The sequence below is a fragment of the Alcanivorax xiamenensis genome (genome assembly GCF_009846745.1).
GTDB lineage: Bacteria > Pseudomonadota > Gammaproteobacteria > Pseudomonadales > Alcanivoracaceae > Alloalcanivorax > Alloalcanivorax xiamenensis.
Genome location: NZ_AQPF01000002.1, coordinates 18037 through 36730, shown reverse-complemented (window position 1 = coordinate 36730; position 18694 = coordinate 18037). Strand labels below are relative to the sequence as shown.

The following is an 18694-nucleotide window of genomic DNA, read 5'->3' as shown; positions in this document are numbered from 1 at the left end:
AGCGTCTCAGTTTCGCTTTATAGGTAAAAAATGACCCTGGTAGGCCCTGAGTGCAAGACGGGCGAGACGCCCGTCATCCATATTTGTACAGTTGTGGGCTCTAGACGCGGGTCTCGACCGGCGTCGTGGCCCCCTCTTTCTTCGCCAACAAAAACAGCGTCACCGTAATCACCGCGCCCAGCACGTCACTCCACAGGCCGGGATAGATCAGGGACAGCGCGCCGGCCAGTGCCAGCAGGCGCCATACCGGGCCTAGCGGGCGGCGCAGATAACCTTCCACCGCCACCGCCAGTAGCAGCACCCCAACCGTGCCCGTGATGATCACCCAGATGATGTTGCCGACGGTGGCGTCGATCATCAGCATGTTGTGGGCGAACACGAACATGTAAGGCACGACGAAGCCGGCCACCGCCAGTTTCATCGCCTGGAAGCCGGTGGCGTTGGGTGAGCCGCCGCTGATGCCGGCACCGGCGTAGGCGGCCAGGGCCACTGGTGGGGTCAGATTGGCGAAGATGCCGAAGTAGAAGACGAACATGTGGGCGATGAAGATGGCGGTATCGTTGTCGCCGGCCAGTTCGCGGAACAAGGGCAGGTTGAGCAGGATCGGCGCCGCCATGGTGCTGGTGATGATGTAGGTGGGGATGCTCGGCAGTCCCATGCCCAGAACGATGGACGCGATCATGGTCAGCATCAGGGTCACCAGCAGTTGCAGAGTCGGGTAGGGAATCGCCCGTCCCAGTTGCACCACCGCGTCGGCGGCTTCCAGTGCGATGCCGGTGAGAGTGGCGATGCCGACGATGATGCCCACGGCGCCGCAGGCCAGGGCCACGGGGATGGAATTGCGCACGCCGTCGGTCATGGCGTCTCGGCAATCAGCCACATCCATTTTTTCCGCCACCAAACCAAGCCGGGCGCGAACCGCGTTGATCAGCACTGGAATGGCGATGACCGCGAACAGAGTCAGGCGGCTGGTTGGCATGGAAGGGACGGAATTGCCGAGAATCAGGGCGCGCAGTTGTGGCTCGAATATCAGCAGCGTCAGCAGGATCGTGGCGCCGATCGTCACCCGTCGGGTGCCGCAAATCAGCACGGTGGCGGCGATGGACCAGAACGCGGCGAAGAACGGGGCGCGCCCTTCGTACAGTAACCACATCAGTACCACCATCGGCACCAGCAGATGGCCGCGCTTGAGCATCACTTCCTTGATCGGTGTCAGTTGGGAGCGGGGGATGCCTTCCAGGCCGTTGCGCATGGCGCGCAAATGCACCTGGAACAGAACGCCAAGGTAGAACAACAGAGCGGGAATGATGCCGGCCATGATCACCTGGGTGTAGGGGACCGACAGTACCTCCGCCATGATGAAAGCGGCGGCGCCCATGATCGGCGGCAGAATTTGCCCGCCGACGCTGGCCGAGGCTTCGACCGCGCCGGCGAAATTGGGTTTGTAGCCGGTTCGTTTCATCAACGGAATGGTGAAGGCGCCGGTGGTCACCACATTGGCGATGGCGGAGCCGTTGATGGAACCGAGAAAACCACTGGCCAGCACCGCCACCTTGGCGGGACCGCCCCGGGTGTGGCCCGCCACGGCCAGGGCGAGATCATTGAACAGCTGTCCCAGCCCGGATTTCACCAGGAAAGCGCCAAACAGGATGAACAGGATGATATAGCTGGCGGAGACCGCGATGGCGGTGCCCAGCAGGCCTTCGGTAATGAACACCAGATGCGACATGATCTGCCGGCCGGTCGCCAGGACGATGGCTTCGTTGATCCGTGGATAGAAAGACAGTTTGGCGTAGAAGCCGTAGACCAGAAAAAGGGTGGCCAGAATCGGTAATCCCCAGCCGGTCACTCTGCGGGTGGCGTCCAGCACCAGCAGGATCGCCACCGCGCCCACCACCATGTCGGTGTGGTTGATGCGGCCGCCCGAGGCGATCACCCGGTCCGCCACCACCAACATATAAACGCCAACAGCAAACGCCGTCACGACCAGTATGGCGTCAAACCAGGGGATCCTGTCGCGGGCCCCCTTCTTGGTTATCGGATAGAGAATGAATGCCAGTGCCAGCAACACATAGAGGTGGATGCTGCGCTGGGCGATGTCCACCAGCGGTCCGGAAAAGGAGGTGTATAAATGGAAGGCCGCCAGCAGTACGCAAACAACGGTAATAAAGGCCAGGATCCAGCGGGGCAGGGCGTCGCGGACCAGGCTCTCGCGATCGTATTTTTCCAGCGCTTCCTTGATGGCGGGATCCGTTTCCACCCTCTCCGGTTCCGGTGGCAGCGGGGAAGGGGATGAAGCAGACGGGGTCATGGCGATCTCCACTGCCGCCACCAGGTTCCGAACCGGGCGGGCAGCATCATCAACAAGGGGGCTTCCCGAGTCGTGAATGTCAGAATCGGAGGGACACCGGGATGCGTCAGATCCAGTGTCCGTCCTTGGAAAGATAGGTGGTAGTGTTCAGCTTCGGCGGCCTGGACATGGAGTGGGTCCACCGGGCGGTCGATACCGCTCATGATCACCCAGCCCTGTTCCAGACGGGTTTCGCGGCCCACGGCGGCGGGGACACCGGCGCCGAAGGTCTTGAACCGGGTCTCCACCAGCATCAGGTTGCCATCCGTCTGTATCCGGAACCGTTCTTCCCAGTCTTCTTTTTCCACCGAGTGCGTCCAGCGCAGTACGAAGTCGGAACCGGAAGCGGCGGGGAAGGCGTAACGCAGAGCCTCGCCTTCCTCGACCACCAGCCAGAATCGTGGCCAAAGCAGTACGGCAAGAACCGCCGTCATGATCGGAACCGCCGCCAACGGCCAACGGCGCCGGGTTCCGATCCTTGCTACCACCGTGCCGGCTTATTCGCCGCCGCCATCGCGGCTGTCGTAATAGCTCTGGGCGCCGGGATGCAGAGGAACCACCAGGTGCTGGTCCATGGTTTCCGGGTCAATGTCCTTCAGCGCGCCCACTGATACTTTTCCGGAGTGCAGATAGTCATCGAAACGCTGGGTCAGCTCCCGCGCCACCTTGTCGTCCATGGAAGCGGGAACGATCAGAATGTTGCGGATCGCCACCGTGTTGACCTCGGCGTCCAGGTTGTAACGTTCCGGTTTGCCCGCGGGAATGGTGTAGGTCTCATAGTAGGGGTAGGCCTCGAGCAGTTTGTCCGCTACCTCGCCGGTGACCGGCACGAAGGTCACGTCGTTGGTCTGCATCAGCCCGGTGATGCTGGAGTTGGGCACGCCGGAGGTGAAGAAGGCCGCGTCCAGGTTGCCGTTGCTCATTTCCGTCACGCTGTCGGCGTAGCCGGTATGGCTGACCCGGGCCAGATCATCGTAGCTGAGGCCGGTGGCTTCCAGCACGATTTTGGCGCTTTGCTCGACACCGGAACCCACCTTGCCGACACCGACCCGTTTGCCGGCCAGATCATCGACGCTGTCGATACCGCTGTCCGCGGTGGCGACGATCTGCACCACGTTGGGGTAGAGCCCCGCCAGGGTGGTGATGTCGGCCTTGTTGCCCTCGAACTGATTGTTGCCGTTGACCGCGTCGTAGGCCACGTCGCTCATGACGATGGCGATCTGATTGAGGCCATCCTGAATGTTCTGAATGTTTTGCACCGAGGCCCCGGTGGAAACCACCTGTACGCCGCCGATCAGATCACTGGCCTCGAAGATCGGCTTCAGAGCGCCACCAATGGGATAGTAGGAGCCGGAGGTGCCGCCAGTGCCAAAAATCAGATTCACGGGCGTGCTGTCGCTGGTCTGGGTTTGTTCGGAAGCCGTATCATCGCCGCCGCTTCCGCTCTGTGGCGCATCCTGGGGTTCGTCGCTGCAACCCGCGAGCAGGGCGCCGGACAACCCCAGCGTGGCGGCAAGAATCAAAGTACGAGGTGCCATGGATCTTCTCCTGTTTTTATCGCCATGATGAGTACGTGGACCCGCACTAGCTTACGAGCCGTACCACTTTGATACCACGTGAACAGGCTAAGACTAAAGTAGAACGGGGGAGAAGGGAGAGGAACAGCCGGGCTACGAAGCCGCTTTGGGAGCTGTCTTGGCAGCGAATTGCACACGTCCAAAGAATTCGCTTGCCAGCGGGGCGCCGCCCGGCAAGCTTCCCACAGTGGCTTCGTAGTGGCTTCTAAAGCGGATCGGGATCAGTTGAGAACCCGGTAACCGCGCCCGCGCATGCAGTTTTTCATGACCCGGGACTTTTCCTGTTGGGCGTCTCCGGCTTTGCCGGCGCCGCCCAGTACCGCGCCGCCGCCAGCCATGCGGCCGGCGGTGCCGGAATCACCAAATATGGCACCGAGGATGCCGCCCAGTACCGCGCCACCGATGGCGCCCTCGGTGGCATCCCGGCCAGTGGAAACCTGATCGGCGACCTGTTCGCATTCGGCCAGATCCTGCTGATACTGGGCCTGGTCCACGCCTTGAGGGTCCACCACGATCCGTTTGGTCGAGGTGCAGCCGGTCACCAACAACAGTCCGGCGGTCCCGAGGATGATCATTGCGCGCATGGTTGCTCTCCTTCGTTTGCCTGCCTTAGCCTGCCTTCCTATGATTTTTTCTGGTAAGCAACGCCGCGCCCATAAGGCGGCGTTGCTTCCTATTAACTCGATGATACGCGATTTGGCTGTATGGAAACTGAACCGCTGGGAATTTTACGTTGGGGGGCCGGCTCGTTTACACACGCGGATTCGCCTCGGTCTTTAGCCGCTGTGGGAAGCTTGCTCGCACGCGAATATTACTAAACGCCTGGGCCAGCCTCACCATTCGCTTGCAAGCAAGCTTCCCACAGCGATTTGGGGGCGCTTGTCTTTCGCTGCCACCTGTCCGCTATCAACCGTCAACTCTTCAAGTCGTCCCTTGCAGACGCAGCGATAGATCCACCGCCTGGCAATGCTTGGTCAGTGCGCCGGAGGAAAGGTACAGCGGGCGGCTGTCCGGCAGGGTGGCGACGTCATCCAGAGTGCGGTTGCCGGAGATTTCCAGGGCGCTGTGCGGGGCCAGTGACATCGCCTCGGCCAGCATCTCCGGGGTGAAATTGTCGAGCATGATCTGATCCGGGGTGAGCGCCGCCGCTTCCCGCAGCTCATCCAGATTCTCCACCTCGATGATGATTTTCTTGTCGGCGGCGACACGGCGGGCCTGTTCAATGGCGGCGGTGATCGAACCGCAGGCGGTAATATGGTTTTCCTTGATCAGGAAGGCATCGTACAGACCGAGACGATGATTCTCGCAGCCGCCGCACAGAACCGCGTATTTCTGTGCCGCGCGCAGGCCCGGCAGGGTCTTGCGGGTGTCCAGCACGGTGACCCGGGTACCGGCCACGGCGTCGGCGTAGCGCCGCGCGCTGGTGGCCGTGGCCATCAGCGTTTGCAGGAAATTCAGTGCGGTGCGCTCGCCGGTGAGGATACGCCGGGTATTGCCGCTGAGGGTACAGAACACGGTGCCGGCGGCCAGCCGGTCACCTTCGCCAGCGTGCCATTGCACGTCCACGCCACCGAGTTGACGGAATACTTCCTCGGCCCAGGGCGCGCCACACATGACCGCATCCTCGCGGGTCAGGATGGTGGCTTGAGACTGCGCGGATTCGGGGATCAATTGCGCGGTGATATCACCGTCGCCGATGTCTTCTTGCAAGGCGAAGGCCACGACCCGCGCGATATCGGCGCGGGCGTAGTCGGGCAGGGATCGGGTCGTCATTGTTGATCGAAAAACTCTTTGCTGAGGCGCACCACCACGGGGGCCAGGAATAACAGAGCGATCAGGTTGGGGACCGCCATCAGGATGTTCATGATATCGGCAATCGGCCAGACCAGGCCGAGGTCCATCATCGCGCCCACCGGCACCACCAGTACCCAGACCCAGCGGAACGGCACCAGGGCGCGTTCGCCGAACAAATATTGGGTGCAGCGTTCGCTGTACAGGCTCCAGCCCAGTAGGGTGGTGAACGCGAAAACAGCCAGACCACAGGTCACCACGATTTCGCCGTAGGTGCCAAAAGTGCTGGAGAAAGCCAGCGCGGACAGGGGCGCGCCCTTTTCACCGCTGGTCCAGGCGCCGCTGGCGACAATGGCCAAGCCGGTGACGGAGCATACCACGATGGTGTCGATAAAGGTGCCGAGCATGGCAACGCTGCCCTGGCGGGCGGGGTGGTCAGTGTTGGCGGAGGCATGGGCGATGGGGGCGCTGCCCAGCCCGGCCTCGTTGGAAAAGATGCCGCGGGCGATGCCGTATTGGATTGCTTCCTTGATCACCGCGCCGGCGAAGCCGCCCGCGGCGGCGGTACCGCTGAAGGCGCTATCGAAACATAGCGCAATGGCCGCGGGCAGGGCGGCGGCGTGATCCGCCAGTACCGCCAGGCCGGTGAGCAGATAAGCCAGGGCCATGAAGGGCACCACGAAGGTGGCTACCCGGGCGATACGCTTGATGCCGCCCAGCACCACCAGACCGACCATGGCCATCAGCACCAGCCCGGTGGTCCAGGTGGGCACGCCAAAACTATCGTGAAGACCATCGGCCACCGAGTGCGTCTGGGTGGTATTGCCGATGCCGAAACCGGCGCACATGCCGAAGAAGGCGAACAGCACCGCCAGCCACGCCCAGCGCGACCCCATGCCCTTGCGGATGTAGTACATCGGGCCACCCACGTACTGCCCGCGATGATCCTGCTCCCGATAATGCACCGCCAGCACCGCCTCGGCGTATTTGGTGGCCATGCCGACCAGGGCGATCAGCCACATCCACACCAGCGCGCCGGGACCGCCGGAAGCGATGGCGGTGGCGACGCCGACGATATTACCGGTGCCGATGGTGGCCGATAGCGCCGTGGCCAACGCGGCGTTGGAGCCGATGGTGCCCTGACCCGGCGCGGGGCTGAACATCTGCCGAAAACCGAAGCCGAGACGCCGGATCGGCAGGAAACCCAGACGCAGACTCAGATAAATACCGGTACCGGCAATCAATATCAGGGCCGGCCAACCCCACATGAGGTCGCGGACCGCCTCGGTGCGATCAATGATGCTTTCCATCGTGTCCCTTCCTTTAGTTTTAATGGGAGAGTAGGGAATTCGGCCTGCCGGGAAAAGCAGGAATCCGGGGGCGCTGGCCTTCAGCGTCCATGCATGGTCCATGCAAGGCCTTTTGATAAGGTGAATGTCTTATTTGGGAGTTGGTTCAAAATAGTGACTCATGGGGCGTGCTAGCTTGGGGAAGCTCTGAGATACACCTCGTCATTCCGGACCCGACCCATACGTCATCCCGGGCTTGACCCGGGATCTCCCTCTACAGCGTATGTGGCTTCGTGGAAGGAGATGCCGGATCAAGTCCGGCTCGAGTCCGGCATGACGTTTTTCAGGGGACATCTTTCGGGTTCCGGGGGTAATCAGTCATGACCAACGTCACGCACATTGGCGGCGCGCCGGGCCGCCGTGTCGGCGCTACCCGTGCCGGGCCTTTGCCGCGTCCGCTGGAGCAGGTCCGCGAACACACCCGGGAACGGGCGCGGGCGCTGCTGGCGGGTATGCTCGACGGCGCCGACGACATGCTGTTCAACATGGCGGAAGCCAAAACTGACAGTGAGCGGGACCGCTACTTTGATGCCATGCGTGAGCTGCGCCTGCAAAGGCGAGCGCTGGAAACCGGTTTCCATGAAGGCATCGTCGCCCTGTTCAATGAGCTCGGCCGGGCGCGCGAGCCGGTTCAGGATGCCCCCGGCCACGGATTCGAGTCGCTGACCCTGGTCCAGAACGACGAGCTGGAAATTTCAGTGGCGTTGGACAATCTGGCGCGCCGGGCCCGCAATGGTTGCGAGGAGGCGCTGGCCCTGCTGTGTCATCGCCTGGAGTATCTGTTCGAGGGCAAGGTGGCGATCAGCGAGAAAAACAATCCGCTTGAGCCACGCCAACTGGCCTCTTGCTTCGCTGATGGTGTTCTTCGATTGTCGCTGGACATCCGGGCCCGGCTGATCGTGCTGAAACTGTTCGAACGGGTGGTCATGGACCAGGCATCGGCCCTGGTGGAGCAGGCCAACCGTACCCTGGCCGAAGCCGGCGTCTTGTCGGAGCTGGCCAGCGCCCCGGTGGCACGGCATCGGGGCCGGAGCTCCGCCGGTACCGAGGCATCAGGGCAGGCCAGTGACGCCTCGTCCACCAGCTCTGATTCCGGCCTGCTCAGCGAACTGCTGGCCTTGCTGCGCGGGCCGGCCAGGACGGCGTCGTCGGAACCGCTCGATCGGTCGGGGCTGGCCACCTTACTGGACGGCGTGGCCCACCGCGACGGCGTGCCCGTCACCCTGGATCAACCGGTGCGGGCGGTGAGCCGCGACGACCTGATGCAGGTGCTGTCGCGCTTGCAGCGCGAGGGCCAGGGGCGATCCGGGCGGGAACAACCCCGGGGGCTGCGCGAGTCGTTGGCCCGGGAACTGGGGCAACGGCGGGATGCCCCGGTGGTGCCTGCCCTGGACCAGGCCGATGATGATCTCATCAACCTGGTGGCCATGCTGTTCGACTTCATCCTGGATGACGAAGCGTTGCCCGCGGACGTCAAGGCGTTGATCGGGCGCCTGCAGATTCCGCTGCTGAAAGTGGCGATCAACGACAACGGCTTTTTCGGTGACGACGGCCACCCGGCCCGGGCGTTGCTGAACACGCTGGCCCGGGCCGGTGCCCAGTGGGATCCGCAGCAGGGCACCGGCGATGAGTTGTACCAGCGTATCCGCCGCGCGGTGTACACGGTTATCGATCATTACGACCAGGACGATGGCCTGTTTGCCCGGCTGCAAGAGGAGTTCGATGAATATTTCTGCGAGCAGGACACTCGTGCCCGCCGTCTGGCACAGCGGTTACGCGAAAGCGAGGAAGGACGTGCCCGGGCCGAGCAGGCGATGGCACGGGCGCGGCGGTATCTGGACCAGCGGCTGGCGGGGCGGGCCTTGCCGGAAGCGCTGATCCGCCTGTTGCGTCAGGGCTGGCAGCAGGTGTTGTACCTGACGCTGCTGCGCGAAGGAGACGACAGCGAAGCCTGGCGCCGGCAAAGCAAGATCGCCGATGCGCTGATCTGGTGCCTGTTGCCCCATGCGGCGGAGGCCGACCAGCATAAAGCCCGCCAGATGGCGCCCAAATTGAGGGTGGCGGTGGCCCAGGGGCTGGCGGAGATACAACACGACGAGGTGGAGAGCCAGGCGTTGGTGCGCGGCCTGGCGCTGGCCCAGGAAGCGATGTTTCACGGGCAGACGCCGCGGCGGGTGAAAGTGAAACCGGTTTCGGAAGAACCCGCCGCCGCCCCGGCGCCGGAGGACGACGCCTTGCTGGTGCGTGCGCGGGCGCTGCGGCCCGGCCAGTGGGTGGAGATCGGCGCGGGCGACGGCACCCGCCGGGCACGGCTGGCGGCTAATATTCGTGAGGGCGCCAAACTGGTGTTCATTAACCGCCGGGGCATCAAGGTGGAGGAACTCGACGCCGCCGCGCTGGCCGTTGCCATGCGGGAAGGCACTGTTAAACTCATTGACGAGGGAGCGCTGTTCGACCGGGCCCTGGAAGCGGTGATCGGCGATCTGCGCCGGCGGCAAGGCCGCTGAGCGGCGCTCCCCATCATCATTGGGGAGTTTCCGTGTCCGTATCACCGTCGTTGACGCCAACCTATACCTTGCAGCGGCACTGGGTGGAGCAGGCCCGCAAGGTGCCGTCGCCGAATTTCAATGCCCGTCCCGATCCGGACGACATCGCACTGATCGTTCTGCACAACATCAGTCTGCCCCCGGGCCAGTTTGGCGGCCCGCACATCGAAGCGCTGTTCCAGAACCGTCTCGACCCTGATGCTCATCCCTATTTCGAGGGGCTGAGGGACCTGCGGGTATCCGCTCATTTTCTGATTCGCCGTGACGGCGAGCTGGTTCAGTTCGTCGCCTGTGACCAGCGAGCCTGGCATGCCGGTGTTTCGTGCTGGCAGGGGAGGGAGAACTGCAACGACTATGCGCTCGGCATCGAACTGGAAGGATGCGATGATCAGGTTTTTGATGAACGTCAATACGCGGCGTTAAAGCCGTTGCTGGCGACTTTGATGGGTCATTATCCTCGACTGAGCCGCGATACCATCACAGGCCACGAGCACATTGCTCCGGGCCGGAAAACCGATCCGGGTCCCTGTTTTGACTGGGCGCGGATCGGCGCTTGATAGTGAGCACTGGAAATAACCACTAAAGGAAACCGCTGGGAGCGCTATGAAACTGCTCGTCTTGCTTTTGGTTCTGGCTTTACGTCGTCGCGATGGCGGCTGGCCCGGGGTGCTGGCCCGGCCGGACCGGCACCAGCGCTGCCTCGCCACCTTGTCTCCGGTACGCCACGGTATCCCGGGCTGGTGGTTGAGCGTGGCGCTGCCGGCGATCGCGGTGGCCCTGCTGTTCGGCTGGCTGGCTGGCGGCTGGGGTAACCTGCTGGTATTGGTATTGGGAACCGCCTTGATGCTGTGGCTGGTCGGCGTGGAAAGCGAATTCCGGCTGGTGGATGAGCTGCTGGTATGCGGGCGTCTGAATGACGGTGAAACGTTGCGGGACCTGGCCGAGCAGGCGCTGCCGATCAACGGCGAAGCGGGCTCCCCGGATTGGTACCGGCAATTGGAAACCGGCTTCCTGGAACGGGTCTTTGTCTTGTTCACCGCGCTGTTCTGGTTGATGACATTGGGATTCGGCGCGGTGGTGCTTTTCGTGCTTAACCGGGCCTGGCTGCAACGGCATCGCGAACATAGCGACTGGGCGCGGAGCCTGGATGCGGCACTGCGTTGGGTGCCGGCACGTCTGACGGTGCTGGCCTTGGCCCTGGCGGGACAGTTCGGCGCGGTGACGCACGCGGCGGCGGGTAAACTCTGGCGCCTGGACGACAGCCGTGAACTGCTCAACGACACCGCCCAGGCGGCGGAACCGGTGGAGGAAATCGCCGAGAAGAGCACCGAGGAGCCGTTGGCGGCGGGAATGGATCGTCTGGAGGCACTGCACGGAGTGCTGCTGCGTGCCCTGGCGGTATGGCTGATCTTCGCCGCGCTCTGGAGCTTGCTGGCTTGATTGGCATGAATTCGCCGTTTGCTGGCAAGCCAGCTTCCCACAGCGGTTCCGTAGCCCGCTGTGGGAGCTGCCTTGCCGCTCCTCCTCCCAGATAATCGCCGTCACGTCCCCCATAAAAATGAAACCCTATTTCGGTTACGGTTTGCCCGCCAGGGGTGGTGGGGGAATCGTTCGAGGCCTGTTACTATGGCCGATGACCTCCTGGTCAGGAGCCTTGAATAACGCTTCGGCTCTTAGCTCTCCGGTGTTGATTGCCCTCGAATCCCCGGAGGAGTGAGCTTCCCCGACCTGTTGCGACGACCACACCCGGAATCGTCGACACAGGCACGACATTCGCTGTCGCGGTGATCCCGCGACGGCGTGGCTAACGCGATTAAAAAGGACGCAAGCCCATGCAGAAAAGAAACTTTTTCGATGATATCGATCCGGCGGAAACGCGTGAATGGTTGGACGCGCTGGAATCGGTGATCGAACGGGAGGGGCCGCAACGGGCCGCCTGGCTGTTGGATATCCTTACCAATGAAGCGCAGGAACAAGGTGTATTACGCACCCACCTGAACACCCCGTACATCAACACCATCCCGCCCCGCAAGGAGTCGCCGCTACCCGGCGACCTGTTCATGGAGCGGCGTATTCGCTCCCTGGTTCGTTGGAACGCGCTGGCCACGGTGCTACGGGCCAACAAGAGCGATGATGATCTGGGCGGCCACATCGCCAGCTTCGCCTCTTCCGCTACCCTCTATGATGTCGGTTTCAATCACTTCTTCCACGCCCCTCACGATGACAACCCCGGTGACCTGGTGTTCTTTCAGGGACACTCCGCTCCCGGTGTCTACGCCCGCGCCTACCTGGAAGGGCGCATCGACGAAGAGCAACTGGATAACTTCCGCCGGGAAGTGGCGGGCAAGGGGCTGTCCTCCTATCCGCATCCCTGGCTGATGCCGGATTTCTGGCAGTTCCCCACCGTGTCCATGGGGCTGGGGCCGATGCAGGCGATCTACCAGGCCTATGTCATGAAGTACCTGCAGAACCGTGAGCTGGTCGCCGACCATAATCGCAAGGTCTGGGCGTTCCTCGGGGACGGCGAAATGGACGAACCGGAATCCCTCGGCGCGTTGTCCATGGCGGGTCGGGAGCAGTTGGATAACCTGGTGTTCGTGGTCAACTGTAACCTGCAGCGTCTGGATGGTCCGGTACGTGGTAACGGCAAAATCATCCAGGAACTGGAAAGTTTGTTCCGTGGCGCCGGCTGGAACGTGATCAAGGTAATCTGGGGGCGCCTGTGGGATCCGTTGCTGGAAAAAGATGACGAGGGCCTGCTGCGCCGCCGCATGGAAGAGTGCGTGGATGGCGAATATCAGGCGTACAAAAAGAACGGTGGCGCTTATACCCGCGAGCATTTCTTCGGCGCCTATCCGGAACTGAAGAAAATGGTCGAGCACATGAGCGATGACGATATTTATCGTCTCAATCGTGGCGGCCACGATCCGTTCAAGGTGTTCGCCGCTTACAACGAGGCGGTGAACCATACCGGACAACCCACCGTGATTCTGGCGAAAACCGTGAAGGGGTACGCCACCGGTGCCGGTGAAGCGGTCAACAAGACCCACCAGATGAAGAAGATGGATCTGGACAGTCTCAAGGAATTCCGCGATCGCTTCGACATGCCGTTCACCGACGATGAACTGGAAGCGATCCCCTACTACAAACCGGAAGAGGATTCTCCGGAGCTGCGTTACATGCGCCAGCAGCGGGAAAAGCTGGGCGGCTACATGCCAGTGCGCCGGCGCGAAGCCAGTCAGTCCCTTAAGATGCCGGGTCTGGATTTCTTCGCCAACTTTCTGGAAGGCACCGGTGACCGGGAGATTTCCACCACCATGGCGTTCGTGCGCATGCTCAATGCCTTGGTCAAGGACAAGACCCTGGGTGAGCGGGTGGTCCCGATCGTGCCCGATGAAGCCCGCACCTTCGGTATGGAAGGCATGTTCCGGCAGTTGGGTATCTATTCCTCCAAGGGGCAGAAATACGAGCCGGAGGATGCCGGTCAGGTGATGTTCTACCGGGAGGACAAGAAAGGGCAGATCCTCGAAGAGGGCATCAACGAAGCCGGCGCCATGGCCGCCTGGATCGCCGCGGCCACCAGCTACAGTGTTCACGATTTCACCCTGATTCCGTTCTTCATCTACTACTCCATGTTCGGCTTCCAGCGCACCGGGGATTTCTGGTGGGCCGCCGGCGATAGCCAGGCCCGTGGTTTCCTGCTGGGCGGTACCGCCGGACGCACCACGCTCAACGGTGAGGGGCTGCAACACCAGGACGGCCACAGCCACATTCTTACCAGCACGGTACCGAATTGCGTCAGCTACGATCCGACCTACGCGTACGAGGTGGCGGTGATTCTGCAGGATGGCCTGAAGCGCATGTACCAGGACCACGAGAATGTCTTCTACTACCTGACGCTGATGAACGAGAACTATGTGCACGGCGCCATGCCCGAGGGCGCCGAGGAAGGTATTCGTCGCGGCATGTATCTGTTGCATGAAGGTAAGGGTGGCAAGAAAGCATCCAAGGTGCAGTTGCTGGGATCCGGCACGATTTTGCGTGAGGTGGAAGCCGCGGCGGAGCTGCTGCAACAGGACTTTGGTGTCAGTGCCGATGTGTGGAGTGTCACCAGCTTCAATGAGTTGCGTCGGGAAGGTATCCACGCTGATCGTGACCGCATGCTGGCACCGGAACGGGACAAGCACGAACCGACCTGGGTGGAGCGCTGTCTGGCGGATCGTGCCGGTCCGGTGATCGCTTCCACCGATTATATCCGGGCTTACGCGGATCAGATCCGGCCCTGGGTCAAGGCGCCTTACCGGGTGCTGGGCACCGACGGCTTTGGCCGCAGCGATTCCCGTGCGCAACTGCGCCACTTCTTCGAAGTGGATCGCTACTTCGTGGTGTTGGCGGCATTGACCGCTCTGTGCGACGAGGGCGAGGTCGACGCCGGCGTGGTGCAAAAGGCGATGGAAAAATATCGAATCGATCCGGCGAAACCCTATCCGGTGAACCATTAATGATTTTCCACTCTTCTTCCACAAGAAGGAGCAACGCGTGAGCAAGGAAACCATTCGAGTCCCCGATGTCGGCAGCAGTGATCCTGTGGACGTCATCGAAGTGACTGTGAAAGAGGGCGATACCATCGCCCCGGAAGACACCATCGTGGTGTTGGAATCAGACAAGGCGACGGTGGAAGTGCCGGCGCCGAAAGGCGGCAAGGTGCTTGGTCTGCTGGTCAAGCAGGGCGACAAGGTCAAGGAAGGTGATCCGCTGCTGGAGCTGGACGCGGAAGCCGGGGACGGTGACGCTGAAGAGGCAGGGCAGGAACAATCCGACCGGAAGGGCGCCGAGGAAGCCGAGCCGGAGCAGGAGAGCAACAGTACGGACGAAGGTGCCGACAGCGAAGATGATGAACAGGCGGCGGGTGGCGGCAGCCAGACCGTGACGGTGCCCGACCTGGGCGATATCGAAGGCGCTGAAATCATCGAGATTTCGGTCCAGGACGGGGATCAGGTGGAGGCCGAGCAGACCCTGGTGGTGCTGGAGTCCGACAAGGCGTCCCTGGACATTCCTTCACCGGCGGCGGGCACCGTGGCCCGGTTGCGGGTCAAGGTGGGTGACAAGGTCGGTACCGGTGATCAGCTGATGGATCTGGATGGGGCCGGCGGCGGCGGGGCGAAGAAAGCGTCCGGCGACGACGGTAAAGCGGCGGCGAAAGACGGCGGTGACAAGGCCGTGGCCAAAGCCGAATCCAGCCCGGCGAAAAGTGCCGGTCAGACACAAAAACCGGCCGATCAGGCGCCGGCCAGACAAGCAGAAGGGCGTTCCGCCGCTTCCGCGTCCTCCGGTCAGCCATCCGCCCAGGTGCACGCCGGCCCGGCGGTACGCAAGCTGGCCCGTGACACCGGTGTGGATCTGGCGCTGGTCGAAGGATCCGGTCCCAAGGATCGGATTCTCAAGGAAGACGTCCACGCATATTTGAAACGTCGCATGGAAGCGCCCGCCGGGGCGGGCGTGGCGGCGCCGGTGGACGATCTGCCGGACATCGACTTCAGCGAATTCGGGCCGGTGGAGCGGGTGGAATTGAACAAGCTGCGCAAGGTGGCGGCCCGCAACCTGCACCGCAGTTGGATCACCATTCCGCATGTTACCCAGTTCGACGAAGCCGATATCACGGATCTGGAAGCGTTCCGCAAGAGCCAGAACAAGCTGCTGGAGAAGGAAGGCGTCAAACTCACCATGCTGGCGTTCCTGGTGAAGGCCTGTGCCAACGCACTGCGGGCCTTCCCCAAATTCAACAGCTCTCTGGAGAAAGGCGGCGAAGCGCTGATTCAGAAGGATTACGTACACATTGGCATCGCCGTGGACACCCCCAATGGTCTGGTGGTGCCGGTATTGCGTGACGCCGACAAGAAAGGGCTCAAGGAGATTGCCCTGGAAATGTCGGAACTGGCGGCTAAGGCAAGGGATCGGAAGCTGACGCCGGCGGACATGAAGGGCGCCTGTTTCAGCATCTCGTCCCTGGGCGGCATCGGCGGGACTGCCTTCACCCCGATCGTCAATTGGCCGGAGGTGGCAATTCTCGGCGTCAGCCGTTCCGACACCAAGCCCGTATGGGATGGCCAGGCGTTCCAGCCCCGGCTGACACTGCCGTTGTCACTGTCCTACGATCACCGGGTGATCGACGGTGCGGACGCGGCGCGCTTTACCACCTACCTGAGCAGTCTGCTGGGGGATCTGCGTAGAGTGTTGCTGTAGTAAAAGAAAGATCGCGGCCATTTGACCTGCCCCCACTGCTACTCTGCGAAGTCGCTGTGGGAGCGGCCTTGGCCGCGAATTATCTCAGCGCAGTCGGGTTTTATTCCGCGTTTTTCCGTTCCAGACGTTGCTGCATCCGTTCCATGCGCTCCTTCATCTTTTCCTTGCGTTGTTCCTGCAGAGCCTGCGCTTTGTCCCGCTGTTCCGCCGTCAACACCGCGTCCACGCGTTCGCGGGTCTCGTCATGCAGTGTCTTCATTTTCTCGTGCTGTTGCTCGAAGATCGACTCAATCTCGGTGCGTTGAGCGTCGGTCAGGTCCAGGGTTTCCGCCATGCGGTCCATGCGCTGCTCCGGATCGAACTTCATCTTCGGGCCGTGCCCCATGCCGGGGCCGGCGAAGGCGGTGGTGGTGACCAGGGTGAGGGCGATCAGTAGGGCTTTCTTCATGATGCTTTCTCCGTTGAACTTCGATGTACCCAGTGTCGGAGAAAAATGTGCAGAGAGCGTGCAGGAACCGTGGAACAACCCGCGCTTATTCGTCTTCATCGGGATCGTCTTCCGGCTGGGCCTGAAGACGGTAACCCACACCGTAGACACTGCCGATCCAGTCATGGCCGCCGGGCAGCCCTTCGCCCAGTTTGCGTCGCAGCTTGCGAATATGGCTGTCAATGGTGCGATCGGAAACCACCCGATGGTCCGGGTAGATCACATCCATCAATTGATCGCGGCTCCAGATCCGGCCCGGCTGTTTGGCCAGGGTGGCCAGCAGCTCGAATTCGATGGCGGTGAGCGCCACCCGCGCACTCTGATAGACCGCCTCGAAACGGTGACGGTCCAGCTCCAGGCCGCCGTCGGGGTGTTGCTCCGCGGCCATGGAGCGGCGCAACACCGCCTTGACCCGCGCCACCACCTCACGGGGACTGAACGGTTTGCAAATGTAGTCGTCGGCGCCGATCTCCAGCCCCAATAACCGATCCACCTCTTCCACCCGGGCGGTGATCATCAGAACCGGCACTTGAGAAAAACGGCGGATGTTCTTGCACAATTCCATGCCGTCGCCATCGGGTAGCATCAGATCCAGCAGTACCGCCTGGTAATTCCCTTCACGCACACGCCGTTCCGCCTCGCGCACACTGGCGGTCTGGTCCGCCTGGAAGTGGCTGTGGGTCAGATAGTCCGCCAGTAGTTGCGCCAGGCGGGGCTCGTCTTCAACGATCAGTACGCGGGCCATGATGATCCTTGGGCAATCGAATGGTGATACGCAGGCCGCCCAGCGGGCTGTGGCCGGCGGTGATGGTGCCGCCGTGGGCTTCGACGATGCGCTGACAGATGGCCAGCCCAAGGCCGGCACCGCCGGTGCGGCGATTGCGCGAACTCTCCACCCTGAACAGGTGATCAAACAGTTTCGGCAACGCATCCTCCGGCACGCCCGGCGCGGTGTCGTTGAGAGTCAGGCGCCAATGGTCCTGCTCGTCGTCCAGAACCAGTTGCACTTCGCCGCCTTGGTCGGTGTATTTCAGGCTGTTGTGCAGCAGATTATCGAGCAACTGCCGCAGGCGTACCGGGTCGCCGCTAAGGGTGGCCGGCGGCAGGGTGGTGAGCACGGTCAGGCCGTGGCGCTGCATTGCCGGGCGCACAGCGTCCACGGCGTCCTCGCAGAGGGCGTCCAGGTCCACCCGGGTAAAGTGATAGCGCAGGTTGCCGGCGTCGGCCAGAGCCAGATCGTGCAGATCACTGACCAGATGGGTCAGATGGCGAACCTCGGATTCCAGGGTGCTGATGGTTTCCTTGTTCATGGGCCGGACGTCGTCCTGGATTGCTTCCAATTCACCACGCAGCACAGCCAACGGCGTGCGCAGCTCATGGGCGATGTCGGAAAACCAGCGCTGGCGGGCCTGCTGGCCCTGATCCAGGCGCTCCGCCAGACTGTCCACATGGCGAATCAGCTCGCCGAGTTCATCACGACGCTGACTGGTCAGACGGGCCTCGTAGTGGCCTTCGCGCAATTGCCGGGTATGGCGGCTGAGGGCGGTGATCGGCGCCACGAAATGGCGGGCCAGCAGCCAGGACACCAGAAGCGACAACGCCAGACCGATGAGCGTCATCCACAGCATGAACCGCAGCTGCCGTTCCTGGAAACGGCGGTCCATGGAGTCGCGGATCGCTTCCTGGTCCGGGTAGACCAGCCAGCCCACCACTTGGTCGCCGATGCGAATCGCCACCTGGCGGCGGAATTTGGGCGCCACGGGTGGGCCCAGTAGAGGGTGCTTGTTGGCCGTCAGCAACTGCAGATGGCGATGGGCATCGCGGTCGATTTTTCGCTGGTCGGGCTGATTGCGGTCACCGGCCAGCCAGTACAGTCGCCCCAACTGTCGCGGGTCGCGCAGCAGAAAGTCCCAGCTGCCTCGCTGTGCGTAAAGCACCGCCAGGTGATCGGCCAGCCGTTCCACCTGGGCCTGCTGACGCTCGTCCAGATATTTGGACAAACTCTGCTCGAACGACAGGTAATAGAAGCCGCTGGCCGCCAGGATCAGAAGCAGGAAAGTACCCAGAAAGGTGAGGAACAGTTTGTTGCGTATGCCCATGATGTTCGCGGGAGCCGTGGAGAATCGCTCCAGTGTAAGGCCGCCGGAGGTGTCGCCCTAGCGACTTGCACATTCTTTCAAAATGGCTGGGGCCGGACGCCGGATGCTAAAGTCGAAACCCGGGGCTGCGGCGCTTCAATCATGGGCACGGGTCTGTAACGGAGGGGGCTACCAAGCCGCTATATTCACCAGCAAGCTGGTCTCCCACAGATCTGCTACGAAGCCGATGTGGGAAGAGGCCCGGGCGGCGCT

14 protein-coding genes are annotated in these 18694 nt (G+C 62.3%); 5 read left to right on the top strand and 9 right to left on the bottom strand.

The features are described 5' to 3' along the window. Nucleotides 1-100: 100 nt before the first annotated feature. From A6D6_RS01705 to A6D6_RS01680, 6 genes are all read right to left on the bottom strand, one after another. Nucleotides 101-2311 (bottom strand): TRAP transporter permease, encoded by a 2211-nt coding sequence (locus tag A6D6_RS01705; protein WP_159659740.1) that lies wholly within the window; start codon nt 2309-2311, stop codon nt 101-103. Then, a complete protein-coding gene (locus tag A6D6_RS01700; RefSeq protein ID WP_236563941.1) occupies nt 2308-2784 on the bottom strand; it encodes a DUF1850 domain-containing protein in 477 nt (158 codons plus the stop codon). The genes A6D6_RS01705 and A6D6_RS01700 overlap by 4 nt, the downstream gene beginning before the upstream one ends. Before the next feature lie 63 nt (nt 2785-2847). Beyond that, entirely contained in the window at nt 2848-3888 is a 1041-nt protein-coding gene (locus A6D6_RS01695) for a TAXI family TRAP transporter solute-binding subunit (RefSeq protein WP_133491460.1), read from the bottom strand. A 260-nt stretch (nt 3889-4148) separates the two neighbouring features. Beyond that, nucleotides 4149-4511, bottom strand: a complete 363-nt coding sequence (locus tag A6D6_RS01690; protein ID WP_133491459.1) for a glycine zipper family protein — start codon at nt 4509-4511, stop codon at nt 4149-4151. A gap of 337 nt (nt 4512-4848) precedes the next feature. Further along, nucleotides 4849-5700 carry a carboxylating nicotinate-nucleotide diphosphorylase gene (gene nadC, locus A6D6_RS01685; RefSeq protein ID WP_159659739.1) on the bottom strand — a complete coding sequence of 284 codons (852 nt, stop codon included), beginning with the start codon at nt 5698-5700 and terminating at the stop codon, nt 4849-4851. Continuing rightward, on the bottom strand, nt 5697-7028 hold the full coding sequence (locus A6D6_RS01680) for an alanine/glycine:cation symporter family protein (protein WP_133491457.1): 1332 nt from the start codon (nt 7026-7028) through the stop codon (nt 5697-5699). The genes nadC and A6D6_RS01680 overlap by 4 nt, the downstream gene beginning before the upstream one ends. Nucleotides 7029-7387: 359 nt before the next feature. On the opposite strand from A6D6_RS01680, the gene A6D6_RS01675 reads away from it, so the two are divergent. The 5 genes from A6D6_RS01675 to aceF all read left to right on the top strand — a co-directional run bounded on the left by A6D6_RS01675 (nt 7388) and on the right by aceF (nt 15856). Continuing rightward, nucleotides 7388-9574 (top strand): DUF1631 domain-containing protein, encoded by a 2187-nt coding sequence (locus A6D6_RS01675; RefSeq protein WP_159659738.1) that lies wholly within the window; start codon nt 7388-7390, stop codon nt 9572-9574. Nucleotides 9575-9606: 32 nt separating this feature from the next. After that, nucleotides 9607-10170, top strand: coding sequence for a 1,6-anhydro-N-acetylmuramyl-L-alanine amidase AmpD (gene ampD, locus A6D6_RS01670; RefSeq protein WP_133491455.1), 564 nt, complete (start codon nt 9607-9609; stop codon nt 10168-10170). Between the two features lie 46 nt (nt 10171-10216). Further along, on the top strand, nt 10217-11053 hold the full coding sequence (locus A6D6_RS01665) for a hypothetical protein (protein ID WP_159659737.1): 837 nt from the start codon (nt 10217-10219) through the stop codon (nt 11051-11053). 392 nt (nt 11054-11445) lie between these two features. Beyond that, on the top strand, nt 11446-14115 hold the full coding sequence (gene aceE, locus A6D6_RS01660; protein WP_133491453.1) for a pyruvate dehydrogenase (acetyl-transferring), homodimeric type: 2670 nt from the start codon (nt 11446-11448) through the stop codon (nt 14113-14115). Nucleotides 14116-14152: 37 nt separating this feature from the next. Beyond that, entirely contained in the window at nt 14153-15856 is a 1704-nt protein-coding gene (gene aceF / locus A6D6_RS01655) for a dihydrolipoyllysine-residue acetyltransferase (protein WP_097059190.1), read from the top strand. A 100-nt stretch (nt 15857-15956) separates the two neighbouring features. On the opposite strand, the gene A6D6_RS01650 is transcribed toward aceF, so the two are convergent. The 3 genes from A6D6_RS01650 to A6D6_RS01640 all read right to left on the bottom strand — a co-directional run bounded on the left by A6D6_RS01650 (nt 15957) and on the right by A6D6_RS01640 (nt 18442). After that, nucleotides 15957-16304 (bottom strand): Spy/CpxP family protein refolding chaperone, encoded by a 348-nt coding sequence (locus A6D6_RS01650; protein WP_159659736.1) that lies wholly within the window; start codon nt 16302-16304, stop codon nt 15957-15959. A gap of 85 nt (nt 16305-16389) precedes the next feature. Continuing rightward, nucleotides 16390-17088: a response regulator gene (locus tag A6D6_RS01645; protein WP_097059188.1), complete on the bottom strand. Its 699-nt coding sequence runs from the start codon at nt 17086-17088 to the stop codon at nt 16390-16392. Continuing rightward, complete coding sequence (locus A6D6_RS01640) at nt 17066-18442, bottom strand: ATP-binding protein (protein WP_133491450.1); 1377 nt, start codon at nt 18440-18442, stop codon at nt 17066-17068. The genes A6D6_RS01645 and A6D6_RS01640 overlap by 23 nt, the downstream gene beginning before the upstream one ends. Nucleotides 18443-18694 lie beyond the last annotated feature (252 nt).

Excerpts from the sequence above, each read along its gene's own strand:
- A6D6_RS01705 (WP_159659740.1), bottom strand. The coding sequence starts at position 2,311 with ATGACCCCGTCTGCTTCATCCCCTTCCCCGCTGCCACCGGAACCGGAG.
- A6D6_RS01700 (WP_236563941.1), bottom strand. The coding sequence starts at position 2,784 with ATGACGGCGGTTCTTGCCGTACTGCTTTGGCCACGATTCTGGCTGGTG.
- A6D6_RS01695 (WP_133491460.1), bottom strand. The coding sequence starts at position 3,888 with ATGGCACCTCGTACTTTGATTCTTGCCGCCACGCTGGGGTTGTCCGGC.
- A6D6_RS01690 (WP_133491459.1), bottom strand. The coding sequence starts at position 4,511 with ATGCGCGCAATGATCATCCTCGGGACCGCCGGACTGTTGTTGGTGACC.
- nadC (WP_159659739.1), bottom strand. The coding sequence starts at position 5,700 with ATGACGACCCGATCCCTGCCCGACTACGCCCGCGCCGATATCGCGCGG.
- A6D6_RS01680 (WP_133491457.1), bottom strand. The coding sequence starts at position 7,028 with ATGGAAAGCATCATTGATCGCACCGAGGCGGTCCGCGACCTCATGTGG.
- A6D6_RS01675 (WP_159659738.1), top strand. The coding sequence starts at position 7,388 with ATGACCAACGTCACGCACATTGGCGGCGCGCCGGGCCGCCGTGTCGGC.
- A6D6_RS01665 (WP_159659737.1), top strand. The coding sequence starts at position 10,217 with ATGAAACTGCTCGTCTTGCTTTTGGTTCTGGCTTTACGTCGTCGCGAT.
- aceE (WP_133491453.1), top strand. The coding sequence starts at position 11,446 with ATGCAGAAAAGAAACTTTTTCGATGATATCGATCCGGCGGAAACGCGT.
- A6D6_RS01650 (WP_159659736.1), bottom strand. The coding sequence starts at position 16,304 with ATGAAGAAAGCCCTACTGATCGCCCTCACCCTGGTCACCACCACCGCC.
- A6D6_RS01645 (WP_097059188.1), bottom strand. The coding sequence starts at position 17,088 with ATGGCCCGCGTACTGATCGTTGAAGACGAGCCCCGCCTGGCGCAACTA.
- A6D6_RS01640 (WP_133491450.1), bottom strand. The coding sequence starts at position 18,442 with ATGGGCATACGCAACAAACTGTTCCTCACCTTTCTGGGTACTTTCCTG.